14 protein-coding genes are annotated in these 22,880 nt (G+C 64.9%); 4 read left to right on the top strand and 10 right to left on the bottom strand.

The window, feature by feature from the left end; translation table 11 throughout:
* Positions 1-15: 15 nt before the first annotated feature.
* Together G3446_RS11195 and fliW are read right to left on the bottom strand one after the other, a co-directional pair.
* Positions 16-1,401, bottom strand: coding sequence for a mechanosensitive ion channel family protein (locus G3446_RS11195; protein ID WP_342450096.1), 1,386 nt, complete (start codon positions 1,399-1,401; stop codon positions 16-18).
* Positions 1,402-1,624: 223 nt separating this feature from the next.
* Positions 1,625-2,053 carry a flagellar assembly protein FliW gene (gene fliW, locus G3446_RS11190; RefSeq protein ID WP_164452917.1) on the bottom strand — a complete coding sequence of 143 codons (429 nt, stop codon included), beginning with the start codon at positions 2,051-2,053 and terminating at the stop codon, positions 1,625-1,627.
* A gap of 265 nt (positions 2,054-2,318) precedes the next feature.
* Between fliW and G3446_RS11185 the strand changes: the two genes are divergently transcribed.
* Both G3446_RS11185 and G3446_RS11180 read left to right on the top strand, forming a co-directional pair.
* Entirely contained in the window at positions 2,319-4,073 is a 1,755-nt protein-coding gene (locus G3446_RS11185) for an alpha-amylase family protein (RefSeq protein ID WP_164452916.1), read from the top strand.
* 92 nt (positions 4,074-4,165) lie between these two features.
* On the top strand, positions 4,166-4,972 hold the full coding sequence (locus G3446_RS11180; protein ID WP_164452915.1) for an HAD-IIB family hydrolase: 807 nt from the start codon (positions 4,166-4,168) through the stop codon (positions 4,970-4,972).
* A gap of 263 nt (positions 4,973-5,235) precedes the next feature.
* Here the strand turns inward: G3446_RS11180 and G3446_RS11175 are convergent, their stop codons facing one another.
* Positions 5,236-5,979 (bottom strand): (Fe-S)-binding protein, encoded by a 744-nt coding sequence (locus G3446_RS11175; RefSeq protein WP_167757079.1) that lies wholly within the window; start codon positions 5,977-5,979, stop codon positions 5,236-5,238.
* Positions 5,980-6,242: 263 nt separating this feature from the next.
* Between G3446_RS11175 and G3446_RS11170 the strand changes: the two genes are divergently transcribed.
* Positions 6,243-6,659, top strand: a complete 417-nt coding sequence (locus G3446_RS11170) for a DUF302 domain-containing protein (RefSeq protein ID WP_164452913.1) — start codon at positions 6,243-6,245, stop codon at positions 6,657-6,659.
* A 190-nt stretch (positions 6,660-6,849) separates the two neighbouring features.
* Positions 6,850-10,023, top strand: coding sequence for a DEAD/DEAH box helicase (locus G3446_RS11165; protein WP_164452912.1), 3,174 nt, complete (start codon positions 6,850-6,852; stop codon positions 10,021-10,023).
* Between the two features lie 186 nt (positions 10,024-10,209).
* On the opposite strand, the gene G3446_RS11160 is transcribed toward G3446_RS11165, so the two are convergent.
* The 7 genes from G3446_RS11160 to G3446_RS11130 all read right to left on the bottom strand — a co-directional run bounded on the left by G3446_RS11160 (position 10,210) and on the right by G3446_RS11130 (position 22,586).
* Entirely contained in the window at positions 10,210-10,824 is a 615-nt protein-coding gene (locus tag G3446_RS11160) for a TOL_0243 family YfiR-like periplasmic protein (RefSeq protein WP_164452911.1), read from the bottom strand.
* Between the two features lie 23 nt (positions 10,825-10,847).
* Positions 10,848-12,821 (bottom strand): TonB-dependent receptor plug domain-containing protein, encoded by a 1,974-nt coding sequence (locus G3446_RS11155; RefSeq protein WP_164452910.1) that lies wholly within the window; start codon positions 12,819-12,821, stop codon positions 10,848-10,850.
* Between the two features lie 86 nt (positions 12,822-12,907).
* On the bottom strand, positions 12,908-15,217 hold the full coding sequence (locus G3446_RS11150) for an ATP-binding protein (RefSeq protein ID WP_164452909.1): 2,310 nt from the start codon (positions 15,215-15,217) through the stop codon (positions 12,908-12,910).
* 187 nt (positions 15,218-15,404) lie between these two features.
* Positions 15,405-17,564, bottom strand: coding sequence for a putative bifunctional diguanylate cyclase/phosphodiesterase (locus G3446_RS11145; RefSeq protein WP_164452908.1), 2,160 nt, complete (start codon positions 17,562-17,564; stop codon positions 15,405-15,407).
* A 10-nt stretch (positions 17,565-17,574) separates the two neighbouring features.
* Entirely contained in the window at positions 17,575-19,932 is a 2,358-nt protein-coding gene (locus G3446_RS11140; RefSeq protein ID WP_164452907.1) for an ATP-binding protein, read from the bottom strand.
* Between the two features lie 6 nt (positions 19,933-19,938).
* The gene (locus G3446_RS11135) at positions 19,939-20,514 is read right to left on the bottom strand and encodes a YfiR family protein (RefSeq protein ID WP_164452906.1); all 576 of its coding nucleotides are present in this window, start codon (positions 20,512-20,514) and stop codon (positions 19,939-19,941) included.
* 2 nt (positions 20,515-20,516) lie between these two features.
* On the bottom strand, positions 20,517-22,586 hold the full coding sequence (locus G3446_RS11130) for a TOL_0244 family TonB-dependent receptor (protein ID WP_164452905.1): 2,070 nt from the start codon (positions 22,584-22,586) through the stop codon (positions 20,517-20,519).
* Positions 22,587-22,880 lie beyond the last annotated feature (294 nt).

Below are 22,880 nucleotides of genomic sequence, written 5' to 3'. Positions count from 1 at the left end.
GCCTGAAGCCGCTCCTCAAGGTTGACGCTTGTCGCCTTGGCGCTCTCCACGGCCAGGGCGGCTCACCAATCCTTCGATCCGTTGACGGATGTCGCGAACACTCAAGCGCCGCACGTTGCGACGACTGGCCGCCACAACGGCTTCGGCGGCGTCGAGGCGCTGCTTCACGATCTGCGCAAGATGCTCGGCAAGCTCGGGGCGCGCGCTCACGATGGTGCGCACGCACTCGATGTCCGTGCGGATGAGACTGACGTCGCTCTTGGCGGAGAGCTCCAGGACGGAGGGGTCCTTCGTCAGCATCGCAGTGATGCCGAAGGAATCGCCCGGCGTCAGGGTCTCCGTGACCTTGCGCTCGCCGTTGTGCAGCGTGACCGACGCCTCCACTAGGCCGCCGGCAATGATGTAGAAGGCGTCACTGGCCTCGCCCTCGGCCAGGATGCGGTGGCCGGTGTCGAAGTGGCAGTAGCGGCTGCTGGCGACGACTTGATCCAGCTCTTCCTCGGTCAGCAGGCCGCCGAGATCGAGACTCTTGAGCGCCAGGTGAATGCTAGGGGGCTCTCCACTGGTGACGTGGGCGCGGCGCGTGCGCAGCTCATGGACCTCGGGCGCGGACTCGATCCCCGCATTCTGCAGACTCTTGTGGATTTCCCGAAAGAGCTCCTCGCGGGCCCGGAACATGGTTTGGTAGTTCCTGAGATGGACCCAGACCATGTATGAGTAGGGAATGGTGGTGGCGTCGGCCAACCGGGCAACAGGGTAGGGGAACTTGAGCACACTCTCGCAGCGCAGTGCGGCCTCGAGCAAGAGTGCGCTGGCGAATCTCGGCTCGACTTCGGCGGGGAGCTTGACGAAATACCAGGGTGCGTAGAGGTGCTTGTCGTCGTGGAGGTTCTTGATCGCCTGTCCCGCCATCAGGGAGTTGGGAACGACCAAAGTCGCGTTGTCCCAGCCGCGCAGGTGGGTCGCGCGCCAGTTGATGTCGATCACCTGCCCGACGGTGGCGTCCTCGAGCTCGACCCAGTCGCCGAGCCGGAAGGGGCGCTCTATGCCGAGCGCGATTCCGGAGAAGAGATCGCCGAGGGTCTTCTGCAGCGCGAAGCCGAGCACGCCGGCGGCGACGCCCGTCGAGACCCAGAGGCCGGTGAAGGAGTAGCCGCGCTGCCAGAGAAAGACCACGAGACCTAGGAAGATGGTCGCGACATAGATGAGGCCGACCACGATCTTCGGGATGCGCTCCGACACATCTTCGTTGGCGCGGTCGAGCAGCAGGACTTCGATGACCCGCGCCAAGGCCCAGCCGGCGGCCAAATGCGCGAAGAGGAGCGTGGCCGAGCGCAGTGGCTGCTGCGCCTCGGTCAGCCCGAGGACATCGCCGGCTAGCTGGAGCAGGGCACCCGCCACTAGGACGGCGCCTGGCAGAAGAAGGAGATCGATCAGCGCGACGAGGCCAGGGAGGCGTTTCGCCAGCGGTCTGTCCTTGAGGAGCCAGGCACTGAGAGGCCAGCCGACGAAGACGGCGAGGGCGCCGAGAAAGACGTGCCAGTTGTCCTGAACGAGGCCGTCGAAGAGATCGGTAATGGGCCTGTGCTCCTGGCTTGGGTCGGCGCCGCGGGCGGTCGGGGACCTAGTTCGAGATGCTCATCGCCAGCTTGGGGCTCGGGATGGGCTTCTGCATGCCGATGCGCTTCTCGACGTTGATCAGGATGGGGGCGGCGATGTTGGCATGGAGGCTCGGCTTGCCTTCTTGGTCGGGCTCTTCATCTTTCCAAAGCATGAGCAGGACGACGATCTCCTCCGGTGTCTCGGCCTGGAGCAGGGTCTCTTCCTCGTCCGTCAGCTCCAGCACATAGTTGAGCGAGTAGAACCTCGGATCGACGAGTGTGAAGCGGATCTCGCGATCTTCGCAGGACTCCATCCAGTACACGCGTCCGGACTCTGTGTCCGAATAGAGCACGCGATAGCGGTTCAGATCCTCGAATCCGGGGATGCCGCGCGGAAAGACGACTTCTTTCAAAGGGTCTGAGTCGGAAAGGAGATTGTTCTTTTCTGTCATTATCCTTTGCTCCATCGCCAGGGTGAAAGATGGCGCCGCAGGGTTGCGTCAGCGGGTCAGGGCGCTCGGATGACGGCATGCCGCGGCTCGCGATACACCAGGGGCAGTATAGGAGGCCGCTCGCGCCTCGGCTGTCAAGGCCTCCATTGTGGAGTAAATCGTACTAAAGTCGTAGCCTGTGGTAGAAAAGTCGTGCCGTCCATCTGTCGCGCTTCAAACCAGGCCGAGACTGTGCATAATGAGCGCCAAACAGGGGAGACACATCATGCGCACAGGAACGAAAGAACCCCAGCAGTCGCTCCCGAATGGTGTGATGCTGAACGCCTACCCCGACAGTATCGGCCGCCGTTTGTCCGATACGGTCGCTCTGCTTCGCAGGCCCGAGCTCGAGAAGGCCTTCGCGTTTTTCTACATCCTCCCGACCTTCTTCAACAGCGACCTGGATCGCGGTTTTTCGGTGATCGACTACGATCACAATCCGGAGCTCGTCTCGCCCGAGGACCTCGAGGAGCTGAATCGACTCGAGATCATGTTCAAGTTCGATCTCGTGCTCAACCACCTCTCCGTCCGCTCGCCGCAGTTCCAGGACCTCCTGCAGCACGGCGACGCCTCCGAATACCGCGATTTCTTCATCGACTGGAACGCCTTCTGGGCCGAGCACGGCGAGCCGACCGAGGACGGGCATCTGATGCCCAAGCCGGAATATCTCGAGAAGCTGTTCATGCGCAAGCCGGGCGCACCCATCCTCAAGGTGCGCTTCCCGGACGGCTCGGAACGGCCCTATTGGAACACCTTCTATCAGGAGATCCGCTATGGTGAGATCTCGCCCGCCGACTTGGGTGAGATCGAGGGGCTGACCGAGTCCGATGCCGCGCTGCTCGCCGATATGGTCAACGCGCGGCTTCGCCAGAAGCCGGATCTCAGCGGCATGGATCTCAACGGCTATGCGAGCCTGAAGGACAAGATCGTCTCCATCGTCGAGCAAAAGCGCGACTACCTGGGCCAGATGGACCTCAACGCGCGCTCCGAGAAGGTTTGGCACTTCTATGACGAAACACTGCGCAAGCTGCGCGACTATGGCGCCAAGATCATTCGGCTCGATGCCTTCGCCTATCTGCACAAGGAGCCGGGGGAGGTCAACTTCTTCAACCGCCCCGGGACCTGGGATTACCTCGAGCGCCTGCGGGGGCTTGCCGAGAAGCACGATCTGATCGTCTTCCCCGAGATCCATGCCGAGTATGGCAGCGGCCTGCACGAGGAAGTGGCCAGCAAGGGCTTCCCGATCTACGATTTCTTCTTTCCCGGGCTGGTCATCGACGCGCTCGAGCGGGGCGCGAGCGACCACCTGCTGAGCTGGATCGGTGAGATCCAGGCGAAAGGGATGCAGACCATCAACATGCTTGGCTGTCATGACGGCATCCCGGTGCTGGATCTGAGCGGCAAGCAGACCAAGGGCAAGGCGCGTCCCGGATTGCTCGACGAGGCCGATATCGAGGCGGTCATGAGCCGCATCATCGCGCGCGGCGGCCGCGTCAAGAGTCTTTACGGCCCAGACGGCAAGAAGATCTCCTACTACCAGGTCAACGCCACCTTCTTCAGCGCCCTGGGCGAGGACGAGCGCAAGCTCCTGCTCGCACGCGCCATCCAGCTCTTCATGCCGGGGATTCCCCAGGTGTGGTACCTGGATCTCTTCGCCGGCAAGAACGACTACGTGGCGGCGGATCGCGGCGGCCCCGCGGGGCACAAGGAGATCAACCGGACCAATCTGTCGCTGGAGCAGGTCGAGGAGGGGCTGCAAAAGCCCGTGGTTCAAGACCAGCTCAAGCTGATTCGTTTGCGCAACACCTCTCCGGCCTTCCAAGGTAAGCTCGAGGTCATTCCGAGCGAGCCACATCTGCTGCATCTCAGCTGGAGCCACGGCGATCACTGCGCTGTCCTGCGCGCCGATCTGCGCGCACACAGCTTTAGCGTCGAGCACTTCGGCCCGTCCGGTCTACTAGACCGCTTCGTCTTCGACTGACAGTATTCGGCGCGAGCCCATCTTTCCCCCCGGAGCGTCCCCGCAGCCATCGTCGGTGATGGCTGCGGGGGCATTCTCATCGGAGAACCGCCATGAAGATCCTAGCGACCGATCTGGACCGTACCCTTTTGCCCAATGGCCGTTGGGAGCGCGATCCGGAAGCCATCGAGCGCTTCAACACACTCACCCGCGAGCACGGCGTCACCGTGGTCTATGTCACCGGGCGCAATCTGGCCCTGACGGAGAAGGCCATCGACGAGTTTGGCGTGCGGCGTCCCGACTATCTGATCGGGGATGTCGGGACCTCCATCCGGCGGCTCGAGAACGGCGACTGGACTTTCGACGAGGGCTGGGTCGCGCACGTCAAGCACGCCAGTCCGCGCTGGGATGCCCAGGCCGTTCGCACCGCCGTTGCGGACATTCCTGGCTTGCGCCAGCAGGAGGCCGAGCACCTGAATCCCTTCAAGCAAAGCTACTATGTGGATCACGCGCGCAAGGACGAGATCCTGAAGCGGGTGCACGAGTGTGTCGAAGGCCGCTTCGACGAGGTCATCATCTACAGCTTCGATTCCCAGGACGGCAAGGGGCTGCTGGATTTCCTGCCGCAGAGCGCGACCAAGCAAACCGCGTTGGAGTATGTCGCCGAGGAGCTGGGTACGCCCAAGGCGCAGGTCGTCTTCTGCGGTGACAGCGGCAACGACATCTTTCCGCTCACGGCGGGCTTCTCCGGTGTCCTGGTCCGCAACGCCGACGATCAGCTCGTCGAGAAGGTGCGCGAGGCCATGGCCGAGAATCCCGACCTCAAGGTCTACTTCGCCAAGGGCGATTTCATGGGTCTGAGCGGCTACTACACCAGCGGCGTCATCGAGGGCGCCTATCACTACGGCCTCTTCAACTGAATTCGGCCGGTGCGGCGAGGATCGAGCCGATAGGCGCGCGACCCTCGCTCGCGTCTGAGCGGCAGAGCGCACGCCTGCCGTCGCCAACAATTGCTCGTCGCCTTCCGTCTCCTGGCGGCTGAAATGCCTTCGTCGCCCAAGTCTCTCTTATCCCTCGTGCTCTTTGCGCCTTTGTGCCTTTGCGGTTCAAGTGACGGATTCTAGGTTGAAGGGCAAGAACGGGTTTAAGAACGAGCCAGGCTCGGCCGATGCGCATCCGTCGCTCAGGAGGGGGCTTGGCAGCGCTTCCACAGAAGCTCCGCGATATGCATCGTCTTTAGGGCAACGCCCGCCTTTTCCGCGGTTCCACCGATATTCATGAGGCAGCCGCAGTCTTGACTGACGAGGACGTCTGCCTCGGTCGCGGCTAGAGAAGACGCCTTGTCAGCGGCCATGGCAGCCGAGATCTCCGGCTCCTTGATCGCGAAGGTTCCGCCGAATCCGCAGCATTCCTCGGCATGGTCCGGCTCGACGACCTTGACGTTCGCGAGGCGGCCCAGCAGTGCGGCCGCGGCGCCCGCGACGTCCAGCTCGCGCCGAGCCGAGCAGGAATGGTGCAAGGCCACTCGTAGCGGCTGTCCCTTGTCCGCCAGCTCGATCCGCAGGACCCGTGCGAGGAAGTCGCACAGCTCCACTACGCGATCCGCCATAGCATTTGCGCGCTCCGCATCCGCCGTGCCCTCGAACAGCCGCGGGTAGTGGTTGCGCATCATGCCTGCGCAGGATGCGGAGGGGACGACGACCGGCTCGCTGCCCTGCAGCGCTGCGATCTGTTGTCGGGCGACGCGTCTTGCCTCATCACGATAGCCTGAGTGGTAGGCGGGCTGGCCGCAGCAGGTTTGACCTTGCGGGAAGCGCACCTGAACGCCGGCCTGCTGGATCAGGCGAATGGCCGCGAGTCCAGCTTCAGGGCTGCCGAGATCGACAAGGCAGGTGCCGAAGAAGAGAACATGCTCTGGCTTGCTCATGGCTTGGGCTGGCTCGGTCTGAAAGTGGCTTGCACTCAATTTGACGTGCATTCGATCCGCCGCACAAGCCGAAACGGTATCGACGACCTTCCCTCGGTTGACAATTGCCCTGTCACGTCAGTGCCCGCGGGTGATAGCGTTCTCCCATCAGGGCGCTGCGGTATTCCGTCCGATGACTCGGGCACGCCTGCTGCCGGCCGAATGGCCCCGCGATTGACGGAGTGAGCAGGTCCCCGAATCCCATCCAAACTGAGGTGTAAGCAATGAAGAGAAATGAGGATCTTTACGCGGTCGAGAGCGCCAAGAGCGTTCAGCAGTTCGTCAGCGACTTCAAGGAGATCGTGGAAGCAAGCGCGTTCGTCGTGAACAACGCCGATACCATGGACATGAAGACGACCTTCAGGGCGCATGGCGGGCAGGTGGCCGACGATTTCGATCTGCACATGATGCAGATCTGCAAGCCGACCAAGGCCGACAAGAGTCTGACCTTCAATCCTGAGCGGTCGATCTTGATGCCGAAGTTCGTGATGGTCTTCTCCAAGGATGGCAAGACCCAGGTGCGCTATATGAGCTATGGCGCCGATGACATCGCGGAGATGGTCCCCGACGATGCCGAGTTCCCTGCATCCCTGGCCCAGACGTTCGCCAAGATCCGCTCCATGATCGACGAGGCGCGGTGACCTCCTTGCCCTGAGCTCTCCTTTGGCTCGGGCGTCTGCCCGCCGCGATGCTTGGCGATTGGATGCCTGAGTGGATAGGGAGCGGCGTGGATGACACTGTCGCCGCTGTCGTTAGAATAGGCCTGCGCTGCCCCGGGCCCATCTCCGGTCGCCGCGCGCGCTCAACCGACAACGGCGATCAGGAGTCACCATGAGCCAGGCTTCCCCCGAAGAGGGCGCGGCGCGTCCTCGGCACCCAAACGGCTTGGATCCCTTCTTGCTCGATACCGAGGCGCTCGAGCGCCTCGCCCAGCCGTCGGTGGTTCGCGCCGCGCTCAGGTACAGCAACGAGCACCGCGTGACCGGCCTCGATCCTGAGGGCGCAGGGCTTTGGGCGGAGGTCGAGGACGAGGACTCGGGCGATAAGCTCCAAGTCGAGATCGCGCTCGACGAGACAGGCGCGATCCTAGCGGGCTGCGACTGCCGAGCCCCGGACGATTCTGGCGCCGAGCTGTGCGTTCACGCCCTGGCGGCCCTCTTCGCCTATGCCAAGGGACAGGGCGATGCCCAGCAGCTTGCGGATGCGGCTCAGACGGCCATCGAGGAGCGCATCGCCAAGGCGCGCGCCGAGGTTCGGGTCGAGCCGCTGTCGCCAGAGGCCGAGGAGAGTGGCTTCGGCCTCTGGAGCGCCCGCTCGCTGCAATCCACCACCCACTTTCCCGTCAGCTACCGCGTTCATATCCGCTCCCTGGCGCGGCGGGCGAACTATTGCACCTGTCCGGATTTCGCCACCAACGAGCTTGGCACCTGCAAGCACATCGAGGCCGTGGCGCATCGGATCCGCAAGCGCAAGGACTATGCGAGGATCAAGGGAAGTGGCGCCCCCACGGCCTACGTCTACCTCGATTGGGAATGCGATGATGCCCCCAGGATTCGGCTGCACCTTGGCGCCGAGCCCACGGCCGTTGACCTGAGCCCCCTCCTCCAGCAGCACTTCGACGCCGAGGGCCGGTTTCGGCTCAGGATCCCGGACGACTTCCTACGCTTTGCCGATCAGACCCGGGATCGCGATGACCTCCTGATCGGCGACGACGCGCTGGGCTTTGCGCGGCGGTTGGCGGAGGACGCGGCCCGCGCGATCCGTGCCGAGGAGATCGGCAGCCAGATTCGCGCCGGCGGCGGTCGTCTGCCAGGAATCGCGGCGCGTCTCTATCCCTATCAAGTGGAAGGCGTCGCCTTTCTCGCCGGACGCGGGCGCGCCCTGCTCGCGGACGACATGGGTCTCGGCAAGACCCTCCAGGCCATTGCCGCCGCCTACTGGCTGCACACTCACGATGGCGTCGAGCGCGTGCTCATCGTCTGTCCTGCCTCGCTCAAACAGCAATGGGCGCGTGAGATCGCCAAGTTCACGGCCACCCAGGCCCATGTCATTCAAGGGCCCTTGGATGCCCGCGCGGTTCAGTACCGTCAGGGGCGCGGTTTCTATGTCGTGAACTACGAGCTGCTGATGCGCGACCACAGCGTCATCAATGCGGAGCTCTGTCCGGATCTCTTGATCCTGGACGAGGCGCAGCGCATCAAGAACTGGCGGACCAAGATCGCCAGCGCGGTCAAGCGGATCCAGTCGCGCTACGCCTTCGTGCTGACCGGCACGCCGCTCGAGAACCGATTGGAGGACCTCTACAGTCTGATGCAGGTCGTCGACGCCCGCGTGCTCGGTCCGCTCTGGCGCTACATGGTCGACTTCCACATCACGGACGAGCGCGGCAAGGTCCTGGGCTATCGCAATCTCTCCGAGCTGCGTCGCAGGCTCGCGACCGCCATGCTCAGGCGCGACCGCTCCCTGGTGCGCGATCAGCTGCCGGAGCGCATCGTCCAGCGCGTCGACGTGCCCATGACCGAGGTCCAGCAAGGCATCCATGACGATGCCCTGCAGGCCGCGACCATGCTGGCGCAGATCATGAAGCGCCGTCCCCTGACGCCGAGCGAGCAGAATCGCATGATGGCCGCCCTACAGCGCGCCCGCATGGCGTGCAACGCGGCGGGCCTGGTCGACAAGGAGACCGAGGGCGCACCCAAGCTGGATGAGCTGGAAAGCATCCTCGACGAGCTCTGCCGCATGGCCGGGCTCAAGGCCGTGGTCTTCTCCCAGTGGGAGCGCATGACCGAGCTGGTCGAGCAGCGCGTCCGCCGCATGGGGCTCGGCAGCGTCCGGCTCCACGGCGGCGTGCCCACGCATAAGCGCGGCGCGCTGATGGACCGCTTCCGCGAGGATGATGCCATCCAGGTGTTCATCTCCACGGATGCCGGCGGCACCGGGCTGAACCTGCAGAACGCCGCGGTTCTCATCAATCTGGACATCCCCTGGAATCCGGCCGTGCTGGATCAGCGCATCGCCCGCGTGCATCGTCTCGGGCAGCGCCAGAAGGTCCAGGCAGTGCTGCTGGTCGCCGCGGCCTCTTATGAGGAGCGCGTGCTCGAGCTGGTTCAGGGCAAGCGCCATCTCTTCGACAATGTGGTCGATCCCGACGCGACCGAGGATGTTGTCAGCGTCTCCAAACGCTTGGCCGAGGTCTTGGCAGACGACCTGGCCGAGGCGAAGCCAGCGCCGGAGGGGGCCGGGGCGGAGCCAGCCGGGACGCCGACCGAGACGTCCCATCCCGGCGCGGCGGCCGCGGCCTTGGTATCGGCCAGCCCGGAAATCAGCCCGTCGGCGCAGCGCGGCAGCGCGTCGGATGAGATGGTCCGGAACTGCATCCTCGAGCTGCAGCGGCTCTTCGGGACGCGCATCGCGCGCGTCTTGCTCCAGAAACGCGGCGATGCGGTTGGGCCGAGTCGTGGTCTGCTCGTGGTCCTCGATCGGGTGGACGCGGAGGATGACGCGGCGATCGAGGGGCTGCTCGAGCGAGTGCCCGTTGCTCTGATCGACCGCCGCACTCTCGCCAGTCTGGGTCGTCTCGGCACCGCATCGCCCGTCGCCGAGGCCGAGCCGGTCTTCGAGACCCGGACGGCGCCGAGTGAGCCGCCCGCCGAGCATCCCCTGATGCGCCGCGCCAGAGAGGGGCTGGAGGCGGCGACATTGCTGGCGCGCCAGGCCTGTCCAGGTCCTTCCGCCGAGCTGCTGCTGAGCGCGCTGCTCGCGGCTGCGGCCTTCCGCGCGGGACGTGAAGCGCCGCCAGCGCCCCAACAGCTCGGCGTATGGCTTTATGCGGAGGCGCTGCCGGGCGGCGCCTTGACGCAGGACGACGCGGCCCTGCTGATGCGCGCCGTGGCGCTTGCCCAGGGCGGCGATGCCTTGCCCCAGGAGCTTCTGGACTCGCTGGTCGAGGATGCGTCGTCGTTCCTGGCGATGTCCGCACGGGCCGAGCCAGGCCCTCTGGCGTGACTCGGCTGACCGGCGGCCGGGGCCGCGGTCATGGGAGCTGAATTCGATGGCGGGGAAGCGGCGGCGCGCCGTATCGTCTTGCTGCCGTCCAGATTGGAGCTTGATTGGAATGAGCCAGGTCGCGCAGGCGGCTTTCGCGCATGAACTTCTTGAAAACACTGATACTTCCATGAGACGCAGGCGCGCTCAAGGCTCCACTAGGGTGGCAATCCGCAGCAATTTCGAGCTGATGCGGATACCTGCGGCTGCCACCGCAGAGCGGTTGACGAAGGGTCGCAATCGGCCGCTCTTGCGCACGAGCGCCATTGCGCCACCTTCATACAAGAAGGTTTCGGCGTCGCTGACCGTCAGGACGGGGCGCCCCTTCGCTTGTCTCAGCACGCGCTTCGCCAACGCCTGGTAGCCGTGATCGACGTAGAGGAGATGGCAGCGCGACCAGCGCTGAGGGTTCTCATCGGTCAGCAGCTCGAACGGACGCCCGTCGACCCTTTCCCCGTCCAGCACCTGACGCAGATTGGCCTGCAGCGCACGATTGGCGAGCACGCAGTAGCGCACTGGGCTGGTGGAAGACTCGAAAGCGCGGTCGGGCCAGTCGACAAAGGCGGCGAAGTTGTAGAGGTAGACCGCCCGCACATCAAGCTCCGCGTAGCTCTCCGCGCGCGCAGTGAAAGAGGCTCCCAGTGCGAATCCAACGCCCAGGCCGAGCAGCACGGCGAGCCGGTGCAATGGGCGTAGGGAACAAGATCGGCCTTGCCGATTCACCTGAGCCATTCCCTGGAGGCGGCGCGCAAAGAGCTTCATCGTCGCGGTGCGTCAAGCGCCGCTCAGTACTGCAGCTCGAGCCGCACCATGACCTCGCGAGCGATCTCGTGAGGCGTTCCACTCAGCGTCCCCTGACCGTACTCCACATGTGTCGGATCGAGCAGATTGCGACCGACCAAGGCGAGGGTTACCTGTGGGCGCAGGCGCCAAGCCAGACGGGCGTCCAGCGCCAGGTAGGCATCGAGGTCGAAATCCGGTAGCTGATCGACGAAACGCGCGTAGACATCCAGCGCCAAGCGTTGGGAGAGGTCCACGCCCGCCCTTAGCCCAGCCTGCTGCTGCGGATAGCGCCCGGCAAGCGCCGAGGCATCCACGTCGGTTGAGCGCGCGTCCGGCTGCAGCTGCATGCGCAGAATCGAATACCATGCCTGGAGCTTCCAAGACGCCGTTGGCCGCCAGTCGACCACCACATCCGCGCCGTATGTCTGCCCTTTCAGAAGGTTATCGGGTGTCGCCGAGACGACCCAGCGTGGGTAGGGCGTCGTGGATAGCGCGATCGCCGACAGCTCCAACGTGCGCAGCTCGTCGTAGTCGTTGTAGAACAGCGCCACGTCGAGGCCGAGATGCGCGCTGGGCCGCCAGCGGTAGCCCGCTTCATAGGCGATCAGGGTCTCACTCTCCATGGCACTGGTCCCGGTCGTTCGATAGACGACCGGCAGCCCGTAGGCCGAGCTCTCGCCGCTCAGCTCGGCGCTCTCGCCGACCAAGTCGAGCTCGCCGCGCGATGGTGTCCGGACCGCCCGCGAGATCGCTCCCCACAGAGTCGTGCTTGGTTGTGGTGTCCAGCGCAGCCGGACACTTGGCTGGATCTCCCAGCCGGTAAAGTCGTTGTGCTCGATCTTGGCGCCCAGCGTGAGATACCAACGCGCGTCCAGCAGCGTGATCTCGTCCTGCACGAAGGTGCTGAACAGATCGAAGACCCGGTTGGCCGGGTCCGCGCCGTTGAGCGCACTGCCCTGAATGCGGCTGCGATACCAACGATAGCCAAGGCCCCAGTTGAGATCATGGCGATCCCAGGGCACGAAACGATGCCGGTACTCGGTGTCGATGGTGTCCAGGTCCTCGCTGATGAGCTCGCTGCCGGCACCGGTCTCGAGGCGGCCGCGCTCGTAGGACAGGCGCAGACTATCGGTGGCCCCGGAGGGGCGCACGTGATCCCACTGCAGCATGACATCGCCGCCGTCGAGCGTCGGATCGTCGCTGTCCGTCGACTGCAGATCGCCTTGAGCGCTGAGGCTGTCGACGGGCGTGAGGTCCCAGTCGCCCCGGAAACCGGCGCGGCTGCGCGTGAGGTCATCGTCTCCGTCCTGGCTTCCAATCGCAGGCTCGGGCAGGCTCTCATGGTACTTCGCCCAAATCCGCATCGCGCCACGCTCGCCAGCCGAGGTGCCATAGCGCACGGCGCCGCCGTGCTGGCGATCACCCCAAGTCCCGGAGACCAGTCCGCCCTGAGTCTCCGAGGCGCGCTTGGTGATGATGTTGACGACCCCATTGACAGCATTGGAGCCCCATGACGAGGCGCCAGGTCCACGGATGACCTCGATGCGCTCGATGTCTTCGAGCAGGGTATCGAAGGCCTCCCAAAAGACCCCGGAGAACAATGGCGTGTAGACGCTGCGCCCGTCGATCATGACCAGGAGCTTGTTGGCGAAGCGGCCGTTGAAGCCACGCGTGCCGATGGCCCACTCCGCGGTGTCGATGCGCGCCACGGCGAATCCCGGCACGAGGCGCAACAACTCGGGAATGCTGGTGTAGCCGCTGCGCCGGATGTCTTCTGCCGTCAGCACATAGACCGCGGCAGCGCTGTCGGCCAAGCGCTCGGGGCGGCGTGAAACGATCGAGACTTCCAGATCCGCGAGCTCTTCAAGGCTCAGGCGTTTGAGTGTGGTGAGGCTGTCGGCCGCGACGGTCAGGCTCAAGAGCGCACCGCAGGCAGCAAGGACAGCATGCCTGCCATGATGAAATGAAATTCGCATAGAGTTGGCATCCTGAATGGGCTTAGGCCAGTCCGGCCGACGGCCGGCGGAACAGGCTTGAGCCAAGGCATGCGAGGCGCTGTCACTCATGTCGCGCATTCCCGCCGCAAGGCCTCCGCCACACGCTCATAGTCAGTCTCGAGCTGGCGAACCCGCGCCTCCCCATCCGGGATGCGGCCTTCGGCGGCAAGGCGCTCGAGCTCGGCGCATTGTCGGGAAAAAGACAGTGCACCGAGGTTCGCGGCGCCGGACTTGATGCGATGCGCGGCCTCTCGCAGCTGTTGGAGGTCGCCGTCCTCCCAAGCCGTGCGGACGCGCTTCAGCATCGGTCGCGTATCGCCCAGAAAGGCCTCGCTCAAGCGCTCGAAGAGCCCCGTCTGTCCCGCCGGCTGCATTGCGCGGATCTCCGCGATCACCCGCGAATCGAGGAGCGACTGGCGATCAACGACTTGCCCTGGGGGCACTGGGCGCTGGCCAGTCGTTGGCTTTGGGGCCGCAAGGAACCTGTCCAGAGTCTGCTTGAGCTGCCGCAAGCTGAAGGGCTTGCTCAGATAGGCGTCCATCCCCGCCTGAGCGCACTTTTCCGCGACCTCTTCCTGGACATCGGCGGTGACCGCTACGATCGGCGTCTGGCGGGAGGCGGGCTGGGCAGCGCGAATGCATCGAGCCGCGTCGAAGCCGTCCATCTCCGGCATGTGGCAATCCATCAGGATGAGGTCGAAGGACTCCGCGAGCGCTCGCTCGCAGGCCTCGCGGCCATTGCCGACCAGGGTCGCGCGACAGCCCAGGCAGGCGAGCATCTCTTCGACCAGCTGCCGATTGATCGGGTTGTCCTCGGCGACCAAGAGGTGACCCGCGAATCCCTCCGGCGCCGAGTCGACACCTCTGGTTTCGACCATCTTCGCGGGCGCCGGATCGCGCTGCAGCGAGACATCGAAAGAGAACGTCGACCCGCGCGCCGGTGTGCTCTCGACGCGAATCTCGCCGCCCATCAAACGGACCAGCTTGCGCGCGATGGGTAGCCCAAGGCCGGAGCCGCCAAAGCGCCGCGAGGTCGAGCTATCGGCCTGGCTGAACTGCTCGAAGATGCCGACCAGGGCGTCTTGAGCGATGCCGATCCCAGTATCTTCGACCCTTCCCTGCAAGCAGATCCGATCGTCTTCCTGCGGGTGCGCGCTGAGCCGGATGCTGACCCCTCCCGCTTCGGTGAATTTCACCGCGTTGCCGCCCAAGTTGAGCAGCACTTGGCGCAGACGGTTGGCGTCTCCGATCAGCGCGCAGGGCGTGCTCGGCTCGAGGTGGGCTTCGAGCCGGATGCCCTTGCTGTGCGCCGAAGCCTGCAGGATGACCAGCGCATCGCCGAGGACTTGACGCAGATCGAAGGGCGAATGCTCCAGCTCCAGCCGCCCGGCCTCGATGCGCGAAAAGTCTAGGATGTCATTGATCAGGGCGAGCAGATTCAGCACCGAGCGATGTGCCGAGTCGGCCAGACGCCGCTGGGCGCTGCTCAATGGCGTCTTGAGCAGCAGCTCAGTCATGCCAAGCACGCCGCTGATCGGCGTGCGGATCTCATGGCTCATTACCGCCAGGAAGCTCGACTTGGCGGCACTTGCCGACTCGGCGGCCTCCTTGGCGATCTGCAGGTCCGCCATCACCTGAGTCAGTGATTCATCGTGCTTCTGGATCTGCGCGAGCATGCCATTGAAGCCTTGCGTCAAGGTGCCAAGCTCGTCCTCTCCGAGGACGGGGGCACGCAGCCCGGCATCGCCGGTTCGCGAGACCTCGTCCATGGTGCGCATCAGCGAGACCAGCGGTCGGGAAAGGATTTGCTGGAGCCTCGAGGCGAGCAGGTAGGCCGCCAGCAGTCCGATGGCAAGCACCGCGACGGCAATCACAGCCCGTCGCTGTATGCCGGCTCGCAGCGGTGCCAAGTCGAAGCGCAGATCGATGAAGCCGACCATGCGTTGGCCAACTTGGATCGGCTGGCGAACCACCAAATGGCGCGCGTGGAAGCGCACGTCCGGTTGCTCCATCGCGGCCGTGGATGACCTGCGTGTCGCTTCCTCAAAGGACGCCGGATCGGCACCCGTTTTGGCGTAGGTCGCGCGCACGCCATCGGCAGCTGAGATCGAAGCGGCCAGGACATCTGGATGGGCGCTCAGCGCAGCCAGGATCTCGCGGGCAGTCTCGTTGTCATCGAACAGCACGGCAGCGGAGGCATTGAGCGCCAAGACCCGAGTCAGGGCAAGGGCCGAGGCAGTCATGCCCGCGCGCTGCGCACGATGCTCGGCGGCGCCATAGGCGAGGGTGGCAAGGATCAGCACCAGGCCGCTGACGCCAACGACCATGGCGATCATCTTTAGGCGGATCGGGAGTCTTCGAATGAGTTGGCTCATCGCACGTCATCTCGGTTGGCGCGCCCCGCTGCACGCCCATTCTGGCGCCCTTCTCCGAAGACCAGAGCAGGCGTCGTGGAGCCCTTGCGCTGCAGACGCGTCGGCAATGGAGCATTCAAGCCGGCCAAGGCAGGTTGCGCGCTTGCACGCCCATGGCACACATCATTAGGGCCGCCTCCACGCCTCATCATGCTCGCGGCGATCCCAGGGCCAGCTCGAAGGTCTCTCGCACCCGCGCCAGCACGGCGGGCACATCGCGCGCTGGAACGGCCTTGCTGAACAAGAATCCCTGCGCCTCGTCACAGCAATGCCGACTCAAGAAGCGCAGCTGCGCGGGACTCTCGACCCCCTCGGCGGTCACGTGCAATGACATGGTCATCGCCATTCCCATCACAGCCTGGGCGATGGCCGCATTATCACGGTCATGGTCGATGTTCTCGATGAAACGGCGGTCGATCTTGAGCCGATCGATCGGAAAGCGCTTGAGATACGCTAGGCTCGAATAGCCGGTTCCGAAGTCGTCGATGGCGATCTGCACGCCGATGCCGCGGAGCGCCTCGAGCGCGCGGATGGAGGCCTCGGCCTGACTCATGAGGACGCTCTCGGTCAGCTCCAGCTCCAGCGCGTCCGGCTCGATGCCCGTGTCGTCGAGAACGTTTCGGACTTGGCCCGGGAACCCGGGCTGGACGAACTGTTTGGCCGAGACATTGACCGCGATGCGCGCGACGGGCGTGCCACCGAGCCGCCACGCCGCGAGCTGCTCGCAGGCGTGGCGCAGCACCCAATGGCCGAGCGGCATGATGAGCCCGGTCTCTTCGGCGATCGGAATGACCTCGCCGGGCGGGATTTCCCCGAGCGTTGCATGTCGCCAGCGCAGTAGTGCCTCCAGCCCCTTGACGGCACCGGTCCGCAGGTCGATTTGGGGCTGAAAGTGCACCGCGAGCGTCTCCTCCTCGATTGCTTGGCGCAGGGCCTGCTCGACCTGCATGCGCCGGCGGGCCGCCCGGTCGAGGGCCGTGTCGTAGAAACTGTAGGCGTTCTTGCCCCCGCGCTTGACCTGGTACATCGCCATGTCGCTGTTGCGCAGCAGGTCATCCGCACAGAGACCGTCACGCGGGAAAAGCGTGATGCCAATGCTTGGCGTGACGGCCACTTGATGGCCATCCAAGGAGAAGTGACGGCTCAGCGCCGCCGTGATGCGCTCGGCGACGCGGGCCGCGTCTTCGCCTGCGCGGATCTCCGGCAGCAGCAGCGCGAACTCATCCCCACCGAGCCGGGCGAGCTGATGGCGCGCATCGGCGCCGGGGATCGCGCTCACCAGGTCGCTCGCGCGCAGGCAGCCCAGCAGACGCTCGGCGACCTCGCGCAGCAGGCAATCGCCGTAGTGGTGGCCGAGGGAGTCATTGACCTGCTTGAAGTTGTCGAGGTCGAGAAACAGCAAGGCGCCCAAGCGCCCGTAGCGTTGGGACAGCTCCAGCGTCTGCTCGAGGTGGCTGAGGAAATAGACGCGGTTGGGCAGCTTCGTGAGGCTATCGTAGTAAGCGAGGCGGTGAATATGCGCCTCAGCCTCATGCATCCGCGAAATGTCTTGAACAGCGCCGTAGAGTCGGCTCTTGGATCCCCCCGATGTGCCGTAGGGCGCGACGAACTGGCGCAGGTGCCGCTCTGCGCCGTCCATGCCGACGACGGCGTGGCTCAGCTCCGCGCCCTCACGCTGGGCCTGAACGCGGAGCAGCCAGCTGCTGAGGCGGCCGCGCTCACGCGTGGGGATCCGCTCGAGCAAGGGCGCGGGTGTTCGGCGCGCATCCGCGGGATCCGCGCCGATGATCTCGAGTGCTTGCGCTGACCAGGTCCAGACGTCGTTATCGATGTCCCACTCCCAGTGTCCAATGCGCGCCAGGCCTTGTGCGGTCGCCAGCCGATGTTGGCTCTCCGCCAAGGCCTCGGTGAGCGCGCCCGCGCGGACCATGTAGCGGATGCGGTGAATCAGCAAGGTGAAGGTGATTGGCTTGGCGACGAAATCGGTGGCGCCGACCTCGTAGGCACGCAGGATCGACGCCTCGTCATTGAGTCCCGTCATCATCAGCACCGGCAGATGCGCCCCGCCTGGCAGGGCGCGGATCCGGCGGCAAGCTGAGAAGCCATCGAGCACCGGCATGAGGACGTCGAGCAGCACGAGATCTGGCAGCGGCGCTTCGGCGATGATGTCGAGCGCCGCTTGGCCGTCGTCGGCTTCGCGTACCGCCATGCCCGCCTGTCTCAGTGCGGCAACGAGCAAGAAGCGCGAGGGTCGATCGTCGTCCACCACCAGCACCTGGATGTCCGAGGTTATCTCTCTCTCGCTCATGTCGATGGACTCAGCTCGTTGGCGCGAGCGTGTCGAAGGCGCTGAGGACGGCTTCGAGCTCGCTTTCGGCGCGGTTCAGGAGGTCCGGCACCTGCTCGAGGCGCTGCTCGCGGGCGAGCCCCTCGATCGCGGCGCTGGTCGTGGCCAGTGCATGCGCGCCAAGGCTCGCACTGCTCGATTTGAGCGTGTGCGCGGCCGTGCGCACGGACTCGCCTTGCCGGGTCCGCAGACCCTCGCGCAACTGCGCCAGCAAGGCCGGTGCGCTCTCGCGGTAGAGCGCGATCACGCTCGCCAAGGGGTCAGGCGCCCCCGGCTGGGCAAGATCGCGGATCGCCTTGAGGACCGCCGGGTCGAGCACACTGGCGGGTGGCGACGGTGGGTCTGTTCGAGGTGTCTCCTTGCTGGCGGTATCTGGGGCAGCACGCCTTAGCCAAGGCGTGATCGCCGCCTCGAGCTGGGTCTGCTTGAATGGTTTGCTGAGATAGGCGTCCATGCCCGCCGCGGCGCATTGACTGCGCACCCCTTTCTGGACATTGGCGGTGAGCGCGATGATCGGGATGTGGTGTCGATCTGGACGTTCGGACTCACGCCGACGGATCTCGCGTGCGGCAGCGAAACCGTCCATCACCGGCATATGGCAGTCCATCAGGATGAGCTCGCAGCAAGCGCCGTCGACGACCTGGAGCGCCTCTGCGCCGTTGCTCGCGCTGGTGACCTCCAATCCCATCCCCTCGAGCATGAGCGTGGCTACCTCCTTGTTGACCGGATTGTCCTCGACCAGCAGGACATGTCCCGCCCAAGCCTCCGTGGTAGCAACCTCCTCGCTGCTGTGCGTCTCGTGGTGGTGGATGGCGGTCCTCGAGAGCAAGCCCGTAGTCGCGGGGTCCATGCCGGTCGGGCGCTGGAGCCGCACCTCGACGATGAAACAGGCACCCGCGCCGAGCTCGCTGTGCAGATGGATATCGCCGTTCATCATGCGCGCGAGCCGGCGGCAGATCGCGAGTCCCAGACCCGTACCGCCATGGGCGCGGGTGACCGAGCCATCGGCTTGCGCGAAAGCGTCAAAGATGTGGCGCTGCATCTCCGGCGCAATGCCCGGGCCTGTGTCGCAGACCGAAAGCCACAGGCCCCATTCGGCAGGCGTCTGTGGCTGCACATCCAGCTCGACGACGATCTCCCCATCGGCGGTGAACTTGACCGCATTGCCGATGAGGTTGATCAGGATTTGGCACAGGCGCACCGGATCGCCGTTCACGCGCGGCGGCAGCTGAGCGGGCAGGCGACTGGAGAGCACCAGTCCCTTGCGGCTGGCGCTTTCGGCGAAGAGCTGCACGGCATCGTCGATGAGGGCCCGTAGGTCGAAGTCCTGTGGATCCAGCGTCAGCTTCCCAGCCTCGATCTTGGAGAAGTCGAGGATGTCGTTGATGATCGCGAGCAAGGCGTTCCCGGAGCGCTCGATGGTCGCAGCGAGACGCTGCTGGCTAGGATCGAGCCGGCTCTTGAGCAGCAGCTCGGCCATGCCGAGCACGCCGTTCATGGGCGTGCGGATCTCGTGGCTCATTGTGGCGAGGAAGTCGCTCTTGGCCCTGCTCGCGGCCTCGGCACGATCGCGCTCGCAGGCAAGCGCGGTGATGGTGTGCTCGAGCTCGGCGGTCCGCTCCGCGACCTGGCGCTCGAGATCGTCCTTGGCCGCTTCCAGTGCGCGATCACGCGCTTGAATCTGCTCGAGCATCCCGTTGAAGCCCTGGACCAGCGCCCCGAGCTCATCATCGCGGTTGTCCGCGACGCGGATGTCGTAGTCACGATCGCGCGAGATGGCCTCCATGGCGGCGGTGAGTGTCAGGATCGGCTTGGAGATCAGACGCTGGAGCCAATGGGCCAGGAGGAGTGCAGCAGCAACGGCAGCCGTGAACACGGCGGCGATGATCGCCAGGGAGCGGCTCAGGGTCGCACGGAATTGCTCCATGCCGTCAGTCAGACGAACCTCGCCGATGCGCTCCCCATCGACCAGGACCGGCTTGACCACTGTCATGGTCTCACCATCGCGGGGTGCGCCCGTCCGCTCGCGGAGGCTGGCGAGAACATTGCCTTCCTCGTCATAGACGGCCGCGGCGCGCAGCTGAGCCCGGTTTTCGAGGCCTTCGAGGAGTCGCCGTGCCGTTTCGGCGTCACCGAACACCACAGCGGCACTCACGTTGTAGGCGAGCACCTCGGCGAGCGCGTCGATCTCGCTCATTGCCGTGCGCTCCAGGTTGCTTCGCTGGTTGAGCATCAGCGCGACGCTGGATAGGCTCAGCACCGTCGCAGCAACAAGCATCATCAACAACATGAGCTTGTAGCGGATGGAGAGGCGGTTGAGTGCGCCCATCGCCTGTTACTCCCGAATCACGCGCGTGGCCAGCTGCAGCAGCTGCGAGCTGATATAGAGTCCGCTTGCCTGCGCGCGTGCCAGATTGATCTCGAAGCGCAGTCGCCTCTCCTGAGCGACGAAGCCGATTATCCCGCCGTTCGCGGCGAAGCCTGGGATGCGCGACACGGTCAAGACGCCCTCTCCCGCGAGACTGCGCAGTACGGGCGCGAGGTAGGGTTCCTCCGAAGCGGCGACATAGACGATATGGCAGGCGCGCAACGATTCGCCCCGAGCACGTTCGATGACGCGGAGCCGGTGTCCCCGAGCCCGTTTGCCGTCGATCGACGCGATCGCGGGACCGATCGATGCGCGCCCGTAGACGCAGACCAGGAGCGAGTCGCTTCTCGACCTCAGCCGGTCGGCGGGCCAGTCGACGAACTTGCTGAAATTGTAGAGATACGCGACTTCGACCTCCGACTCGTCCGCCCCGAAGCAGCGCACGTCCGCGATGAGCAAGAGGGCCAGCAGCAAGGACGGGAGAAGCCGCGGGACCGATGGCCCCGCCGTTTGCGTCGGGCTGACCGTGCGCAGAGGGGGCATGTCTAGAAGGCGATCCGCAGCGAGGCATAGACCCCGCGCTCGACCTCCAGCGGCAACGCGCCGAAGGCGTCGGCATAGCCCTCCTGATGCGACGCATGGAGCAGGTTCTGCCCCACCAGGGCCAGCTCCACATGCGGCTGCGGGCGCCAGGCGAGACGCAGGTCGAGCTCCCAATAGCCAGGGATGCGCTCGAGGGCGTAGGGGCCAGTATTCAGGACCGGATAGCTCTGGTCCACGTAGCGCAGCCAGAGGTCGAGGTCGATGTCCGCGCGCGGATTCATGAGTGAGCGCAGCGAGAGGGTCTGGCGCGGATCCGAGACTGAGCCGGTCGCCAGACCGTCGTCCACCTTGGCGATGCCGGCATCCAGCGTCAGCTCGAGATAGCTATAGGCGAGGGCCAGCCGCCACCAGGACAGCGCCTGCAGCTCGGCAGCGAGCTCCAGTCCGTAGCTCTGCCCATTGCCTGCATTGACGAAAGGCAAGTCGAGGAGCAGGTAGCCGTCCGCTGTAGCCTCGATTGCGGATGGATCGATGAGATTGGCACGGAGATCGTCGTAGTCGTTGTAGAAGAGGGCGAGATCCAGACTCAGCCGGCTTGATGCGGCGGTGCGCAAGCCAAGCTCGTAGGCCGTCATGGTCTCGGATTCGAAAGCGCTGTTGCCCGCGGTTTGGTAAAGGAGGACCTGAGGATAGGGCGCGGCGGCGCCCGTGCTCGTGGCCCGTCCCCAGACCTTCGCACTGGTCTCGCCGCGCGAGGGACTGCGTACCGCATGGGAGACCGCCCCCCAGGCCGTGGTCCGCTCGCTGGCCTTCCAGAGCAGACGCAGATTGGGCTGTATCTCCCAGCCGGTGTAGGCGTTGTGCTCGAACTTGGAGCCCAGGGTCAGACCCAGCTGATCGGGAATGAGCGCGATCTCGTCCTGGATGAAGCCGCTCCAGAGGTTGCGGCTGTCTCTGGTCGGCTGCATCTCGATGACGTCTGTCGCACCAATCTTGTCCTCGATACGACGATAGCCGAGTCCCCATACCACATCCTGTCTGGCAGCGAGCTGCGTACGCTGCTGGAAGTCCAGGTCGAGGGTATCGTGGCGTTGCCTGACATAGTATTCCGTGCGCTCGGAATGGTCGTAGTAGAGCCGCAGCGTCATGTCCGATGTCACCGAGAGCGCGCGCTGCCAGCGTCCCAGCAGATTCCAGCCCTCGGCATCGACATGGTCATCGACGGCACGGACTAGGCTCGCCGGCGAGAACGGATCGGCCACCTCGACCTGCTGACGCAGATTGCTTCGGTAGACATCGCCTTGAAGCGTCATCCGGTCGCCGGATGCCAAGGTCGAGTCGACGCGAAAACCGCCCTGGCCGAGATCCCAGGCATCCTTACCATCGTCGCCGTCGATGGTGACCAGGTCGTCGCGATCATTGTACTTGGCATAGACGCGCCCGGAGGTCTTCGGCGCGATCTCGCCGCCATAGCGCAAGCTGACGAGCGCGCGCTCTTCGCTGCCGACACCTGCGATCAGCAAACCGCCCTGGGTCTCGGCCGCCGACTTGGTAATGATGTTGATGACGCCGTTGACCGCGTTGGCACCCCAAAGCGTCGCCCCCGGCCCGCGAATGACTTCGATGCGGTCGAGATCGGCGAGCATGACGTCCTGGTATTCCCAGTAGACGCCGGAGAAGCTTGGCGTGTAGACCGTTCGGCCATCGATCAGGACCAGCAGCTTATTGGAGAAGCGCCCCCCAAAACCGCGTGCCCCGATGGACCACTTGTTGGCGTCGAGGCGCTTGACGCTGATGCCGGGGACCATCCGCAGCGCCTCCGGGATCGAGGTAGCGCCGCTGCGGCGAATGTCCGATTCGCTGAGCACGAAGATCGCCGCGGCCGCCTCACTGAGCGGCTGCGCCTTCTTGCCGACTGAGGTCACTTCAAGGCTCGCGAGCTCCTCGAGGCTCAGATCGGTGAGGTCATTGGCCAGCGCTGCCCAGCTCACTGAAAGCGCGAGCACCAGCCCTGGCAAGATCGGGAGAAAGACGCTGCGCCTCCGCGCCTTCAAGCTGCAACTAACAGTCATTGTTCTTCTTCTCGCTCGTCTTACGCTTTCAAGACAGTGTCGCGGGGCCTATGCGCCAAGACTCTGCACGCGCGGCGGCAATACTGCACATGTCGCCGGCCGTTGGCGTAGAAAGGCATTCCTTGCAGCCCCTGTGCACCCTCCGATGGCGGCGGGCCGAAACCACTCCTGCCGCCGAAGTGATGCGTCAAGTATGCGCATGAATGCGGCTCGGCGCTTGGATCTATGGCAGCTTTGTGACCAGACGCGCAGTCAGCTTTGGGTTGGAATCTGCCAGGAATGGGATTCAGCTGT

The sequence above is a fragment of the Thiorhodococcus minor genome, assembly GCF_010820565.1.
Lineage (GTDB): Bacteria > Pseudomonadota > Gammaproteobacteria > Chromatiales > Chromatiaceae > Thiorhodococcus > Thiorhodococcus minor.
This window is presented reverse-complemented; position numbering and strand designations above follow the sequence as displayed.